Origin of the sequence: Galactobacter valiniphilus (assembly GCF_003575975.1) — a bacterium.
GTDB classification, from domain to species: domain Bacteria; phylum Actinomycetota; class Actinomycetes; order Actinomycetales; family Micrococcaceae; genus Galactobacter; species Galactobacter valiniphilus.
The window spans coordinates 56,698-71,094 of the sequence record NZ_QQXK01000015.1 but is presented as its reverse complement, the minus strand read 5'-3'; the positions used below and the strand labels follow the sequence as shown (position 1 = coordinate 71,094).

The following is a 14,397-nucleotide window of genomic DNA, read 5'->3' as shown; positions in this document are numbered from 1 at the left end:
GTCTCAGAGCTCCTGGAGGGGTTGTGCCGTGTCGGCGTTGGCGGCGAGGTCCTCTTCGTTCTGGGCGAGGCGTTTTGCCTTGCGCTTGTCGAAGAGGAAACACAGACCGGTCGCCAGTGCGAAGAGGATGAGCATGGGTCCGGCCAGGATCACCATGGACATGGCGTCGCCGCCTGGGGCGGCCACTGCGGCGAAAACGGCGATGATGAAGACCGTGATGCGCCAGTGCTTCAGGATGAGGCGGGCCGGCAAGATTCCGATGAGATTCAGGCCCACCATCATGACGGGAATGATCATGGCCACGCCGAACGCCAAGGTGAGGCGGATGACGAAGGAGAGGAACTCCTGCATCTGCAGCATGAAGACCGAATCGGTGACGGTCAGCCCAAAGAAGAAGCGCAGCGCGTGCGGGATGACCAGCACGCCGAGCGCCACTCCACCCACAAAGAGCGGGATACTCACTGCGATGAAGGCGAGCGAGATCCGCTTTTCCTTCTTCTTCAGCCCCGGAACGATGTACGCCCAGATCTGGTAGAGGATGACCGGTGAAGCCAAGACCACGCCGATCCACAACGAAACCTTGATGCGGATGTCGAGGGGAGAAACGGCGGACGAGTAGTTCACCGACGCGCCGGCGTGCTTGGCGGTGCTGACGAGGTACTCCAACACCCACCCCGAGAGGAAGGCGCCGGCGATGGTGGTCAGCACCAGGGCGGCCAGCGCGATGAAGAGGCGATTTCGCGCCTCGCGCAGGTGCTCCTTGAGGGGCATGCGCCCCTCGGCGTCCTTGGTGCGTTTTTTGATCACAGCGATGCGGTGCGGTGCGTGTCAGCTCGCGCGAGCGAACCTCAGGCGCGCGGTCCCTGCTGACCCTCGTCGATGATGCGCCCCTCGACGGGCGAGTCGGCGGTCTCTCCCTGCGGGGTGGAGGTCGACGCCGGCTTGTCGTCGTCCTTCATCTGCTTCATCTCCGACTTGAAGATGCGCATGGACTGGCCGAGGCTGCGTGCAAGCTTGGGCAGCTTCGGCGCAGCGAAGAGCAGCAGAACCAGGACGATGATGATGATCCAGGCGGTTGCCGAAGGCATATGCATGAGAGGGACTCCTGAGGTGGAAGGGGGTCTGATTCAAAGTCTAGAGGACGTGGGACCTCCGGGGGGCTATTGCCCGGGACTGTTCTCGTCCAGGTCGCCCCAGCGGCGGGGGCGGCCGTGGGCGTACAGCGAGGCGATGCGGCGTTCTCGCCGCGCCTCGACGCGGGCGTCCTTCTCCTGGGACCGCAGCTGTCGCACGGTTGCGGGATCCGCGAAGGCGGCATCCCAGCCGGAGGGAAGCGCGCTGCGTGCGTCTTGCGGGGCGGTGAGCGGCACCGCGTCGGGGTTGTTGGCCTGCGAGAGAAGCTCCTGGGCGTCCGAGACCTCCCCGAGCAGCCCCTTGGCCTTGCGCCACAGGTACACGGTGCCGAGCACCAGGACGAGCAGCAGCACGAGAGCGAGCACGATCCACAGGAGGAGCCAGAACCACCACGGCATCAGCGGGCCCTCCCCTCGGCCACGGCCGCCAGCTCGTCCGGCACGACGCCGGCCGCGGCCGCGTCGGTAAGCGCCTGGTCGAGGCGCGAACGGAGCGCTCGGTGCGTCGCCTCACGCAGGACGGCGGGCTCCAGCACGACGACGTCGCCGGCGGCCGAGGCGGCCAGGCGCACGAGGTAGGCCGAATCGCGCACACGGATCTGCGTGGCGAGGAGTTCCCCCGCCTTGCCCGTGCGCAGTGGCGCGTGTGCCAGGGCCCGATCGGCCCAGGCAGGTCCCCACGCGAGGGTCGCCTCGACGTCGGTCTCCGAGGGTGTGAACACTGCCCCGCGGACGGCGGCGGCACGTTGGGCATCGGGTGCGAAGTGTTCCTCGAGCACGGTCGCCCCGACCACGCGGTCAAGGCGGAAGGTGCGCGGGGCCTGCCGCGTGCGGCACCAGGCCTGCACGTAGCTGCGCTCCCCCACATCGAGGACGCGGATGGGCTCGATGACCCGCCCGCCCGGCGTGCTGGATCCCGCATAGTCGAGCTCCACGAGGAAGCGCTCCTCGCCGGCACGGGCCAGGGCGGCGGCGAGGCCGGCGCGCTCGCGGGAGGACGCGCGCACGGCCAGGAGCTGCTCAAAGTCGGCCAGCTCGGGGCGCAGCGCGCGCAGGCGGGCGGCGACGGTGGAGATGGCTCCCAGCGCTTCGGCGGTGTAGCTGCCCTCGGGGGCCGAACTCATGGCGTCGAGCCCGATAAGCAGGGCGGCCGCCTCGGCCAGGTTCAGATTGATGGGCTCAGCCAGCGCCTGGGCGTTGGAGATCGTGACGGAGCCTTCGTCCCACTCGACGTCCAGGAGCTCGTCATGCAGGCCGTTGGGCACGCCGCAATTGCGCAGCCGCGTGAGCTCCGAATCGAGCTCGTCCCGCGAGAGGCCGAAGCGCTCCATGACCTCGTCCGGCGTGGGGGCGCCGCGCTGCACCACAAAGGCCACGAGGTCGAGGGCGCGCGAGACCGTGGTCTCGGCGGCGACCCTGCCGCCCCGACGGGCGCTCAGGCGCGAGGCGGGGGCCTCGCCGCGATGCGGCGCCTCGGCCGCCGCGAGGACGCGCACGACCTCGGCGGCGAGGCTGGCCGGTTCCAGGACGCGGGCGCCCTCGGCCGCCACCTCGGCGGCGAGCGAACGCGCGTCGCGATAGCTGACCTCGAGGTGCACGCCGTCGGCGCCGTGCGTGCGCACGTGGGCTCGGGCGGCCAACGTGCCTCCGCCGCCCTCGGGAACCAGCAACCTGGCGGTTTCCGAGGGGGTGGCCAGCGCGAGCCGGTCGAGCGCCGCGGCCATACTGAAGCGATCCGGGCGGCCGTAGGCCTGCGGGACGAAGTCCTCGGCCTTCGGGGACAGCTGGGCGACCGAGCCCTGGATCCGGTCGAGCCGGAAGAGCCGCTCGCCGTCGCGGCGGGTGTCGCCCGCCGCGAGGTACCAGTGCCCGTGGCGGTGGCCGAGGCCCCACGGCATGACGGCGCGCGGCTCGGTGCGTCCGTCGGCCGTGCGGTAGGTGAATTTCACCGGATTGCCGAGCGCGGCGTGCCGGATGAGGGGTTCGAGGTGCTCGGCCTCGGTGTCGATGACGGCGCTGAAGGCCGGCTCGCTGAGATCGGTGCTCAGGCCGAGGCGTTCGGCGGCGCGCGCCGCCTGGCGCCCCAGGCCGCCGCCGGCCACGACGCGCGCGGCCAGGCCGAGCACGGCGGCCTCGGTGGCCTCGAGCTCGAGCGCGGGCAGCGGATAGTCGCTCGGCAGCACGCGGTAGCGGCGCTCGGGATCCCCCGCGTCCCACGAGCTCTCGCTGCGGCCCTTGCCGTCGACAATCACCACGCCCAAGTTGCGCAGGGTCTCCTTGTCGCGCTCGAACTTGCGCTCGAACGCCTCGTCGCTCAGGCCCGCGTAGTCATCGACCATGCCGCGCAATTGGGCGCGCGTGTAGCCGATGCGGGTGGTGGTCAGCGCATACGTGAGGCTGACCAGTTTCTCCGTGCGATCGGGCTTACTCTCGGTGCTGGACACCACTTCAGGCTATACGAGAACTCCCCGGCCCCCACGCGCATGGCGGTGGGTGACCGGGGAGTTTTCAGGGGTGGTTCGCGCTCAGCGGACAGCCACGAGGTCGACCACGAAGATCAGGGCCTCGTCGGGGCCGATGGCCGGCGGGGCGCCGCGGTGGCCGTAGGCCAGGTGCGCCGGGATGTCGAGGCGGCGGCGGCCGCCGACCTTCATCCCGATGAGACCCTGGTCCCAACCGGCGATGACCTGGCCGATGCCGGCCGTGAAGTCCAGCGGCGCGCCGCGGTTCCACGAGGCGTCGAACTCCTCGCCGGTGCTCCAGGCGACGCCCACGTAGTGGGTCGAGACCGTATTGCCGGCCTTCACCTCGGTGCCGGTGCCCTCGATCAGGTCGGTGATGACCAGATCGGCGGGGGCGTCGACGCCCGGGAAATCGATCTCCGGCTTGCCTCGGTCGAGGTCAAAGTTGCGCTGTCCAAACGACATGGCTTGCTCCTAAACGGGATGAGTGAACGGGTCAGTTGGAGGAGGGGGCAGCGGAGGACGCTGCGGCGGCGGGCGCCACCTTGGTGAGCTTCACGATGAAGACGAGCGGGCCCGTGGGCTTGCCCGTGCTCGCATCCGTGCCGTAGGCCTGCTCGGCGGGGATCGTCAGCGCCACGACGGTGCCGGCCTTGAGGCCCGTCAGGCCCTTGGTCCACCCCTCGATGACCTGGTCCAGGCCGAAGGTGGCCTCGGTGCCCTCGAAGTTGCCGTCGAACTCGGTGGCGTTCTCCCATTGGGCGCCGGAGTAGAAGGCGGTGACCTGCGAGGTGGCCGTCGCGGCCTCGCCCTCGGTGCCCTCCTTGAGGACCTTCACCTCGAGCTTGCTCGGCGCATCGCCCTTGGGGATGGTGATGGCGTAGCCGTCGCCGCTCTCCTTGACCTCGAGCGCGCTCGGGGAGGCCCCGGTGGACTTCTTCCAGGCGATCGCCGGGTCCTTCGCCTCGGACACGTGCAGGACCATCAGCATGCCGCTGCTGCCCGTGACGGTGGCCGGGGCGTACACCAGGACGGTCGCGCCCACCTTGGCCTGGCCGAGGAGCTTGTACGCGTCGCCCAGGTTGTTGAAGTTGCTCTCCGTCAGCGCCACGGACTGCCCCGTGGCGTAGGTCGTCTCATCCTGGGCGGCGCCATCGGCCGAGGAGTAGTAGGCGAGGTTGAGCTGCAGCTTCTGCCCGGCCTTGAGGGCGGCGCCATCGCCGTCCTCGACCAGCACGGCGGTGGACACCGTGCCGTCAGCGAGGGACTCGGGGACGGTGACCTTGGGGGCGCTCTTGCCGCCGTCCTGGATCTCCACCTTGACGTCGGAGAGCTTGCCGTTGCCGGGCGCGGCAGACGAGGCGCTGGCGCTCGCGGACGTCGAGGCGCTGGAGCTCGTGCTCGGGCTGGAGGACTGGCCGCAGGCGCTCACGGACAGGAGGAGGACGCCGGCCAGGACGGCAGCGGAGAGCTTACGCACGGCAAATAATCGCTTTCGTTGAGGAAAGAAAAGAAGGGGTCGCATGGAACCCAGCTGAGTTGAAGCCTACAAGGAGGCGCTGTGAATCAGCCTAGGAGCTCATCAATGAGTGACTCGGCCGCCGCGTCGCTTGTCGCGAACGGGTCGGGCAACAGGACGGTGCGGCCCGGGTCCTGCGTGAGCTTGAGGTGAAGCCAATCCACCTGGTGCTCCACGCCGGCGCCGCGCGCCGCCGCGAGGAAGCGGGAGCGCAGCTGGGCACGGGTGCCGCTGGGCGGCGTGTCTTGGGCCGCCTCGACGCGGGCCGGATCCGTGAACCGCCGCAGCAGCCCGCGCGCCTCGAGGGACTCGCGCAGCCCCGCCCCCGGCGCGACGTCGTGATAGGCCAGTTCCAGCCGGGCGACGCGCGGGTCGTCGAGCGCCAGGTCCTGACGCTCCGCGTAGCGCGTCAGGAGCTCCCGCTTGGCGGCGAAGTCGAGCGTGCCCTTGACGGCGTCGAGGTCTCCCCCGGCCCAGGCGTCGAGGGTGAGGCGCCACAGCCCAAGCACCTCGGCCACGAGCCCCTCGGCGATGCCCTCGGCCGCGGCATGAGCCGATGCCGCCTCCAGGAAGTACTCCTGGATCTGGAGCGCCGTGACCGTTCGGCCGTCCGCCAGCGTGACGAGGGTGGAGCCGGTGGCGTCGCGGGAGATGTCCCGCAGCGCCTTGACCGGGTTGGCGATGGCCCACGAGGGCATGACCCGGGCCGTCTCCAGGAGCGAGAGCACGAGCGAGGTGGAGACCGTCTTGAGCAGGGTCGATCCCTCGGCCATGTTCGTGTCGCCCACGATGACGTGGAGACGGCGGAAGCGTTCGGCGTCGGCGTGCGGCTCGTCGCGCGTGTTGATCATGGGGCGCGAGCGGGTCGAGGAGGCAGAGACGCCCTCCCACATGTGCTCGGCGCGCTGCGAGAGCACGAGCCGCGGGCCGTCCTCGGTCTTGGCGACGTGGCCGGCGCCCGAGAGAAGCTGTCGCGTCACGAGGAACGGCAGCAGCTGCTCGGTGAGGCGACGGTACTCGAGTCGGCGCGGGATGAGGTAGTTCTCGTGGCAGCCGAAGGAGTTGCCGGCGGAGTCCACGTTGTTGCGGAACAGGTGGATCTTGCCCTCGAGCCCCTCGGAGCGCAGGGAATCCTCAGCCGTGGACACGAGCCGCGCGAGCGTGAGCACGCCGGCCCGGTCCTGTTCCAGGAGTTCGAGCGGGTCGACGCATTCGGCCGTGGCGACCTCTGGGTGCGAGCCGACGTCCAGGTAGAGCCGCGAGCCGTTGAGCAGGAAGACGTTGGTGGAACGACCCCACTCGACGACGGGCGCGAAGAGTCGGCGGGCCACCTCCTCGGTGGTCTGCGGGCGCGTGGAACCGGCGTCGTAGGCCAGACCGTACTCGGTCTCGAGCCCGATGACGCGAGTGATCACTGGCCGCCCTTTTGCACGTAGCCCTTCACGAACTGCTCCGCGTTGGTCTCCAGCAGGCCGTCGATCTCATCGAGCAGATCGTCGACCCCGGCGTCGCGGCTGCCCTTGACGGCGCCGAGGGCCTCCGTCTCGTTGACCTGTGCCTGCTCCCACGCGCTGGGCTTGCCCTGCATTCGCTCCTGTGCCATGAAACCCATCCTGCCACGCGGCGGCGCTAGGCCAGGCCCCGCAGCGACTTGATGAGCTCCTGAACCCTCGCCCCGTCGTCGAACAGTCCATCGGTCTGGGAGGCCGTGGCCGCCCACGGATCGGGGAGGCCGACGCGCTGCACCTGCGGCAGACACTCCAGAGCAAGCGAGAGCGAGTCCCAATTGGCGGCGACGACCGCCTCGGGGAAGCGTGTGATGCTCTTGCCGCGGGTCCAGGCGCGGGTGTCCTGCGGCGGCGTGACCATGGCGCGTTCGACCGCCTCGGGGGAGGCCAGCGCGTCGACGGTGCCGCGCGCCATGAGCGCGGCGGCGAGCCCCTTCCCGGTGCGCAGATCGGCCCACTGCAGGTCGATGAGGGCGAGCTTGGGGCTATCCCAGTCAAGCCCCCCGCGCTCGCGGTACCCCTCCAGGAGCGCCTGTTTGGCCTGCCACTCCACGAAACGCTGCGCCGAGTCGTCCCCAGCGCGCAGGGCGTCGACGGCGCGGCGCCACCACGTCAGGGCGGCCGCCTCGGCGTGGTTCTGCGTGCCGTAGTGCCGCTCGGCCGCCTCGAGGTAGGCCTCCTGGATGTCGAGGGCGCTCAGCCGCCGCCCGCCGTCGGCCACGAGCACCGCTCCCAGCGAGGGGTCCTGCGAGACGCGGGCCAGGTCCTCCACGGGATCAGCAAGCGTGATCTGCGGGGCCAGCCCGTCCTCGATGAGCCGCAGGGCCAGCGAGGTGGAGCCGAGCCGGATCAGCGCGGAGGTCGGCACGAGGTTGGCGTCACCCGGGATGACGTGCAGGCGGCGCCAGCGGGCGTCGTCGGCATGCGGCTCGTCGCGGGTGTTGACGATGGGGCGCCGGATGGTGGTCTCGAGGCCCACCGTGTTCTCGAAGAAGTCGGCGCGCTGGGAGATCTGGAAGCCGGGACGCTCGCCGCGCCGGCCCAGGCCCACCCGGCCGGCGCCGCACGTTACCTGCCGGCTCACGAAGAACGGGAGGAGGCCGGAGACGAGCTCCTGGAACGGGACGGAGCGGGGCACGAGGTAGTTCTCGTGCGTGCCGTAGCTCTGGCCCTTGCCGTCGGTGTTGTTCTTGTGCAGGAGCACCTCTGCGCCGAGCCGCTCCCCCGCCAGCTCGGCTGCCCGCGCGGCGAGGCGATCACCGGCGAGGTCCCATTCCATGGCGTCCCAGGAGTTGGTGGTCTCCGGCGAGCTGTACTCGGGGTGGGCGTGGTCCACGTAGAAGCGCGCGCCGTTGCCGAGCACGAGGTTCATGAGGATCGAGGAATCCTCCTTGAGCTGCGCCCAGGCGTCGCCGTCTTCGAGCGCGATCTGACGGGCGTCGAGCACGTCACCCTCGTCGGTCAGCTGGCTCTCGTGGGCCGCTCCGCGCTCCATGCTGAAGCCGCGCGCGTCGTCCAGCGGGCGCTCGTGCACGTAGTCCCAGGGTGCGCCGGCGCCCCGGGAACCGAGCTCCCGGGCCACGTCGACCATCGCGGTCGTGACGGCGGCGCTGAGCTGCGTGGGGCTGAGCCCGGGCGCTCCGGGCGCCAGCACGCCGAACTCCGTCTCCGTGCCCATGATGCGCGAGCCGGGCCGCAGGCCCTGTGGCGCACCGAGCCCGACGGCGGTCGGCCGGGGCGCGCTCACGCGCCGGCCGCCAGCGAGCGCACCTTCACGAGCCGGGCGCCGCGGCGCCCGGACACGCGGGCCCACTCCTCCGGATCGCCACTGGCCGGCATCTGGCCCAGCTCGGCGAACTCGTCCTGCACCGCGTGGCGCACCAGCTCGGCGTCGAGGCCGCGCTCGCCGCCGGCCAGGACGCGCTTGATCGCCGCCCGCTTGGCGCGGTCGACGATGTTGCGCAGGGAGGCGCCGGAGACCAGGTCGCCGCGGTGCAGCACGGTGACCGTGCCGTCCTCGTCGGTCAGCTCCAGCATCGCCGTCATGGAGTCGCGGTGGAAGATCTCCTCCACCGCCACCTCGCACAGTCCGGTCGCGGCGCCCGCCGCCGAGCCGTAGTGCTCCAGCTCGGCAGCAGCGAGCGGCACGCTCTCGTTGAGATAGAGCGAGAGGACCTGCGAGGAACCCTCGCGGTCGGGGCGACGGATGCGGACCTTGACGTCGAGGCGGCCGGGTCGCAGCAGGGCCGGATCCAGCATATCCTCGCGGTTGGTCGCGCCGATGACGAGCACGTTCTCCAGCTTCTCCACGCCATCGATCTCGGCGAGCAGCTGCGGGACGATCGTGGTCTCCACATCGGAGGACACGCCCGTGCCGCGCGTGCGGAAGAGGGCGTCCATCTCGTCGAAGAAGATGACGACGGGGTGGCCGGCCGCCGCTTTGTCGCGGGCGCGGTCGAAGATCAGTCGGATCTGCCGCTCGGTCTCGCCGACGTACTTATCCAGCAGCTCCGGGCCCTTGATGTTCAGGAAGTAGCCGCGCGTTCCGGCCTCCTCCGAGAGCGAGTGGGCGACGGCCTGAGCGATGAGCGTCTTGCCGCAACCGGGAGGTCCGTACAGCAGCACGCCGCGCGGGGCGCGCAGCTGGTGCTCGGCAAAGAGCTCGGAATGGAGGAAGGGCAGCTCCACTGCGTCGCGGATCGCCTCGATCTGCGGGCCGAGCCCGCCGATGTCCGTGTAACGCGTGTCGGGGACGTGTTCCAGTTCCAGGGCGGAGTAGCCCTGCGGGCGGACCACCTGGGTGGCGACCATGGAGCGTTGCTCCACGAGGACCAGCTCCCCCGGGCGCGGCGGCGTGGCCGTGAGCTCCCCGCCCAGCACGACGACGCGCTGATCGTCGGCGGGGCCGCTCACCAGGAGCCGCTCGCCGGGGAGCACCTCCTTGACGGTCATGAGTTCGCCCGTGCCCTGCTGCGGCAGGAGGGCGACCACCACGAGGGCCTCGTTGAGGAGCACCTCGGTGCCGGGGCGCAGCCCGGCAAAATCGACGAGCGGCGAGACGCTCGTGCGCACGCGGCGCCCGCCGTGGGCGATGTCGACGCTGCGCACATCGGCCGACTTGATGGAGGTGCCGGGGGCCGCCGTGCCTCCGCGATGCACACGCACCACCACGCCGTGCCCGAACGGCAGATCGCCGTCGTGCTCGAGCGCCTGGCGCATGCCCTCCATCTTTTCGCGGGCGCGCTGCAGGGCGTCCACGAGCCGGGAGTTCTGGGTGCTGACCTCCTGGAGCTTGCCGGAAAGCTCGAGGGCGCGCTTGCGGGCGTCGCTCAACTCGGTGCGCAGGCCGTCTTGGGCCGCCGGGGTGCTCATGGGTGCTCCTCCTGAAGCTTGTGGTTCGTGCCTCATTTTGCCGCGAGGGCGCCCCGCCGGCGACATCGAGTCCACCAGGCGAAACGCCCTCGCGTGTGCGGCGGCAGTGCGCCGCCGAAGCTCAGTCCTGCGCGTCCGGCTCGGGGGTGCCCGGCTGCGGGACGGTGCGCTCGAGCGCCTCGGCGAGCTCGGCGCTCACGTCTGCGCCGCCAGCGGCGGCGGTGCGCAGGGCCTCGCGGCCCGACTTGCGCAGCTTCTTCACGCTCACGCCGCGCTCGCCGAGCGCCTCGGGAACCCAGGCCTCCTCGGCGTGATCCTGCGTCCACGCGGAGAGGTCCTCGGCCGAGTAGCTGGCCTCCTTGACGCGCTTGGCGTGCGGGATGCCCACGGCGCCGTCGGCCAGGCGACGGGTGGTCATGAGGAAGCCAGTGTGGGCCACCATGCGGTGATCGGGGCGCACGGCGAGGCCGTCCACGTGCCAGCCGCGGACCATCGACTCGAAGGAATCGGGCTCGGTGAAGCGGCCATCGGCGCGGATCGCCTCGACCACGCGGGAGAGCTGCGTGACGGTGGCGACGTAATTGACCCACACGCCGCCGGGCGCGAGCACCGTGGCGACGGCGTCGAGGCACTCCCACGGGGCGAGCATGTCGAGGACCACGCGGTCGACGCTGCCGGGGGCCTTGGCCTTCAGGACCTCCTCCTGGAAGTCACCGATGGACAGCGACCAGGCCGGGGGCATGGCGCCGAACATCGTGGCGACGTTGCCGCGGGCCACGTCCGCGAACTCCTCGCGGCGCTCGAAGGAGTGCACCGTGCCCCCGTCGCCCACGGCGCGCAGCAGCGAGATGGTGAGCGCGCCGGAGCCGACGCCGGCCTCCACGACGTTGGCACCCGGGTAGATGTCGCCCATCGTGACGATCTGGCCGGCGTCCTTGGGGTACACCACGGCCGCGCCGCGCGGCATGGAGAGGACAAAGTCCTTCAGGAGGGGGCGCAGCACCTGGTACCGCACGCCCTCGTTGTTCTCGACGACGCTGCCCTCCGGCTCGCCGATCATCGCGTCGTGCTTGAGCACGCCAACGTGCGAGTGGAACTCCCCACCGATGCTGAGGGTGATGGTGTTGATGCGGCGCTTCTCGTCCGTGATCTGCACGCGTTCGCCGGCGCGCAGGGGTCCGCGCCGGTGGTCGGCACCGGTCGGCGAGGCGGAAAGCTCGTTGTTCACTGCTGGGGTTCCTTCCTGGGGCGCGCCTGGATGGCCGCCACGACGTCTTCTCGGCGCACGGCGCCGACGCAGCGCCCGGACTCGTCGACGACGAGGACGGTGCCGCTGATGGATTCAAGGGCGGCGCGGGCCAGCCGGTCGCCGTCGGCGTCCGGGCTCACCACGGCGCCGTCGTCGGCCGGCACGCCGGCCTGGGTGGCGGGCGTGCCCCCGCGCAGGGACTCGGGAACGGCGAGGACCGCCTCGGGAAGCACGCGCAGCAGGCCGCCGCCCGGGGCGGTCGCCAGCACCACAGTGCCGTAGAGCACGCCGGCGGCCTCGGCCCCGGCGACGCTCGCCCCGGCGGGGAGCAGCTGCACCGGACGCAGCAGGGTGGAGGCCTGCATGCCCTCGAGGTTCAGGCGCAGGCGTCCGTGCTGCAGTGACCGGCCGGCCCCGGTCCAGAGCGGCACCAGCACCAGGGCCAGGGCGGCGAAGGTGAGAGGCCCTGGCGTGAAGCCCCCGCGCACGAGGGCGAAGACCACGGCGCTCACCACACCGATCACGACCACGCGCCCGGCCCATCCGGCCGCGATGGTGCCCTTGGCCTGCGAGCCAGTGATTTTCCAGGCGATGGCTTCGACCACGCGCCCGCCGTCCAGGGGCAGCCCGGGCAGCAGGTTGAAGACACCCACGGCAAAGTTTGACCACACCGCCATGTAGAGCAGAAGCTCGCTGACGCCTTGGGGTGCCCAGGGCTGCTGCAGCACGAGCCCCAGGCCGCCCAGCACCAGATTGACGAGCGGCCCCACGATGGAGACGAAGAGCGAGCGCCCGGGGCTCTCCTCGTGCGCCTCGAAGCTCGTGTGCCCGCCCCACAGGGTGATCTCGATGCTGGAGTCACGCCAGCCTACGGAGCGGGCCGCCAGCGCGTGCGCCACCTCGTGCAGGAGCACGGAGACGGCCAGGATGAGCGTGTACACGAGGGCCACCGCACCGGCGGCGATCCACCCCAGCTCGGGGAGGGTGCGGCGGATCTGCGGAGCAAAGATGGCGACCATGCCCACGGTCACGAGAATCCACGAGGTGGAGACGGCGACGGGCACCCCGGCCACGGCGCCGAGGCGCAAGGGCCGGTCGTACCAGGGGCGCGCGGTTCCGGTGGAGGGCATGCGATCCAGTCTACGGCGTGCGGGGGCCGCGCCCGCCCGTGGGCCGGCGTGGCCTACCGTGGTTCCATGACGCAGATTCCCGGGGCGGCGCGCCCCACGCTCGTGATCGGCAGGGGCGCCTCCGACGCGGGCGGGGCAGCGAGCCTCGCCGCCGCGCGACTGCGGCACGCATGGGCGCTCGGGCCCTCCCCCGCCCCGGCCGCCGATGCCGCTGCCGGGGCCGAGGCGGCCCTCGCGGGGCGGCTGGCGGCCGAGGGAACTCCGGTGCTTCTCCTCCTGGCCCAGGCCGGCCGGGCCAGCCACCGCATGGATCTTCCCCTACGCGTCGATCCGCTGCCCGGTTCAGGCGGCGGCGCGGTCTTGCTCGTGACGGTCCCGGCGTACGCGTCCCACGCCCCACAGCCGGCCGCCGCCATCCGCCTCATCGAGGCCGCGGCCAGGCTCCTGGGCGGGCCTGGTGCGGATCGTGCCCTCCACGAGGACGCCGAGGCGTGGCGCCGCGGGGCGGACGAGCTGGCCACGCGGGACCCGCGCGTCGCGGGGCTCGTGCGCGAATGGGAGCACCGGCTCGAGGGTGAGCTGCCGGGCGGCGACGAGATCGCCGACGGCCTCACGCGCCTGCTCGACCGGGCATAGCTCACGACCCAACGCCCGACGGCGGCGGGCCGGGCTGGTGCCCGGCCCGCCGCCGTCGTGGTGGTTGAGGTGAGTGGCGCTCAGGCGAGCGTCAGGCCCAGGAGGGCGTCGGCGGCGTCGCGCACCAAGGCGGTGGCGGCGGCGTCGGGCGCCGAGGGCTCGGCCGCGGCCCACGCGTCGAGCGCCGCGAGGGCGGCCGGTGCGTCGAGGTCCTCGGCCAGCGCGGCGCGCAGCCCCGCCACGAGGGCCTGCGCGCGCTCGGGGCTCGTGGCCCCGGCCGCCGCGGACCAGGCCGCCAAGCGCCCGGCGGCGCGCCCCAGCATGGAGTCCTCGTAGAACCAATCGGAGCGATAGTGCTGGGAGAGCAGCACGGCGCGGATCACCGCGGGCTCCACGCCCTGCGCGCGCAGCTTCGAGACGAGCACGAGGTTGCCGAGCGACTTGCTCATCTTTTCGCCGTCGAGGCCCACCATGCCCGTGTGCACGAAGTGCTCGGCCAGCGGGCGCTCGAGCAGCGCCGCGGTGTGACCGGCCGAGAACTCGTGGTGCGGGAAGATGAGGTCGGAACCGCCGCCCTGGACCGTGAGGGTCCCCGGGACGCAGTGAGCGGCGATGAGCGAGCACTCGATGTGCCAGCCCGGGCGGCCGGCGCCGAGCGTGCGTCCCTCCCACGCCGGCTCGCCCGCGCGCTCCACGCGCCACAACAGCGGATCCAGCTGGTCTCGCTTGCCCGGGCGCTCGGGATCGCCACCGCGCTGGGCCGCCAGCTCGAGCATCGTGGGGAGCGAGTAGTGCGATTCGTCGCCCAGGCTCCACACGGCGCCTTCGGCGGCGCGGGTATCGAAGTACACGTCGCCGTCCGGCTCGCCGTGCGTGCCGGGCACGCGGTACGCGAGGTCGCGGCGGACGAGCTCCTCGACGGCGTCCACGATCCACGGGATGGACTCGACGGCGCCCACGTAGTGCTCGGGGGGAAGCACGCGCAGCGCCTCCATGTCCGTGCGGAAGAGCTGCACCTGGCTCTCCGCCAGTTCGCGCCAGTCCACACCGGTGGCCGAGGCGCGCTCGAGCAGCGGGTCGTCCACATCGGTCACGTTCTGCACGTACTCGACGGCGAGGCCGGCGTCGCGCCACTGGCGCTGCAGCAGGTCGAACGCCACGTAGGTGTTCGCATGTCCCAGGTGCGTGGCGTCGTAGGGCGTAATGCCGCAGACGTAGAGGGACGCGGTGCCTTGTGCCGTCACGGGAACGACGGCGCCGGCCGCCGTATCGTGCAGCCGCAGCTGGGGCGGGGTCCCGGGGACCGCTGGGACGACGGGTGCTGACCAGGCATGCACGAGGAAGGACTCCTAGGGGGTAAGGCGGGTGGCGCGGGTGCGTTGCGCGAG

At 71.6% G+C, this 14,397-nt stretch carries 14 protein-coding genes; 1 reads left to right on the top strand and 13 read right to left on the bottom strand.

Going from position 1 to position 14,397, the window contains the following annotated elements:
• Positions 1 to 3: 3 nt before the first annotated feature.
• The 12 genes from tatC to DWB68_RS08855 all read right to left on the bottom strand — a co-directional run bounded on the left by tatC (position 4) and on the right by DWB68_RS08855 (position 12,373).
• Entirely contained in the window at positions 4 to 807 is an 804-nt protein-coding gene (tatC, locus tag DWB68_RS08910; protein WP_233548695.1) for a twin-arginine translocase subunit TatC, read from the bottom strand.
• A 41-nt stretch (positions 808 to 848) separates the two neighbouring features.
• On the bottom strand, positions 849 to 1,094 hold the full coding sequence (gene tatA, locus DWB68_RS08905) for a Sec-independent protein translocase subunit TatA (RefSeq protein ID WP_119424785.1): 246 nt from the start codon (positions 1,092 to 1,094) through the stop codon (positions 849 to 851).
• Between the two features lie 66 nt (positions 1,095 to 1,160).
• Entirely contained in the window at positions 1,161 to 1,532 is a 372-nt protein-coding gene (locus tag DWB68_RS08900; RefSeq protein ID WP_119424784.1) for a hypothetical protein, read from the bottom strand.
• Positions 1,532 to 3,577, bottom strand: a complete 2,046-nt coding sequence (locus DWB68_RS08895) for a helix-turn-helix transcriptional regulator (RefSeq protein WP_119424783.1) — start codon at positions 3,575 to 3,577, stop codon at positions 1,532 to 1,534. Before DWB68_RS08895 ends, DWB68_RS08900 begins: the two co-directional genes overlap by 1 nt.
• 81 nt (positions 3,578 to 3,658) lie before the next feature.
• A complete protein-coding gene (locus DWB68_RS08890) occupies positions 3,659 to 4,060 on the bottom strand; it encodes an FKBP-type peptidyl-prolyl cis-trans isomerase (protein ID WP_119424782.1) in 402 nt (133 codons plus the stop codon).
• Between the two features lie 31 nt (positions 4,061 to 4,091).
• Positions 4,092 to 5,075 carry an FKBP-type peptidyl-prolyl cis-trans isomerase gene (locus DWB68_RS08885; protein WP_119424781.1) on the bottom strand — a complete coding sequence of 328 codons (984 nt, stop codon included), beginning with the start codon at positions 5,073 to 5,075 and terminating at the stop codon, positions 4,092 to 4,094.
• Between the two features lie 86 nt (positions 5,076 to 5,161).
• Entirely contained in the window at positions 5,162 to 6,529 is a 1,368-nt protein-coding gene (pafA, locus tag DWB68_RS08880; RefSeq protein WP_119424780.1) for a Pup--protein ligase, read from the bottom strand.
• Positions 6,526 to 6,717: a ubiquitin-like protein Pup gene (locus DWB68_RS08875; protein ID WP_119424779.1), complete on the bottom strand. Its 192-nt coding sequence runs from the start codon at positions 6,715 to 6,717 to the stop codon at positions 6,526 to 6,528. The genes pafA and DWB68_RS08875 overlap by 4 nt, the downstream gene beginning before the upstream one ends.
• Before the next feature lie 26 nt (positions 6,718 to 6,743).
• Positions 6,744 to 8,369, bottom strand: a complete 1,626-nt coding sequence (gene dop / locus DWB68_RS08870; RefSeq protein WP_147391628.1) for a depupylase/deamidase Dop — start codon at positions 8,367 to 8,369, stop codon at positions 6,744 to 6,746.
• Entirely contained in the window at positions 8,366 to 9,994 is a 1,629-nt protein-coding gene (gene arc / locus DWB68_RS08865) for a proteasome ATPase (RefSeq protein WP_233548694.1), read from the bottom strand. The genes dop and arc overlap by 4 nt, the downstream gene beginning before the upstream one ends.
• A 121-nt stretch (positions 9,995 to 10,115) precedes the next feature.
• The gene (locus DWB68_RS08860; protein WP_119424776.1) at positions 10,116 to 11,222 is read right to left on the bottom strand and encodes a tRNA (adenine-N1)-methyltransferase; all 1,107 of its coding nucleotides are present in this window, start codon (positions 11,220 to 11,222) and stop codon (positions 10,116 to 10,118) included.
• The gene (locus DWB68_RS08855; RefSeq protein WP_119424775.1) at positions 11,219 to 12,373 is read right to left on the bottom strand and encodes a site-2 protease family protein; all 1,155 of its coding nucleotides are present in this window, start codon (positions 12,371 to 12,373) and stop codon (positions 11,219 to 11,221) included. The genes DWB68_RS08860 and DWB68_RS08855 overlap by 4 nt, the downstream gene beginning before the upstream one ends.
• Positions 12,374 to 12,439: 66 nt before the next feature.
• Here DWB68_RS08855 and DWB68_RS08850 point away from each other — a divergent pair, with 66 nt between their 5' ends.
• Positions 12,440 to 13,009: a hypothetical protein gene (locus DWB68_RS08850; RefSeq protein WP_119424774.1), complete on the top strand. Its 570-nt coding sequence runs from the start codon at positions 12,440 to 12,442 to the stop codon at positions 13,007 to 13,009.
• 80 nt (positions 13,010 to 13,089) lie between these two features.
• Here DWB68_RS08850 and mshC read toward each other — a convergent pair whose 3' ends face one another.
• Entirely contained in the window at positions 13,090 to 14,346 is a 1,257-nt protein-coding gene (gene mshC / locus DWB68_RS08845) for a cysteine--1-D-myo-inosityl 2-amino-2-deoxy-alpha-D-glucopyranoside ligase (RefSeq protein WP_119424773.1), read from the bottom strand.
• Positions 14,347 to 14,397: the final 51 nt, after the last annotated feature.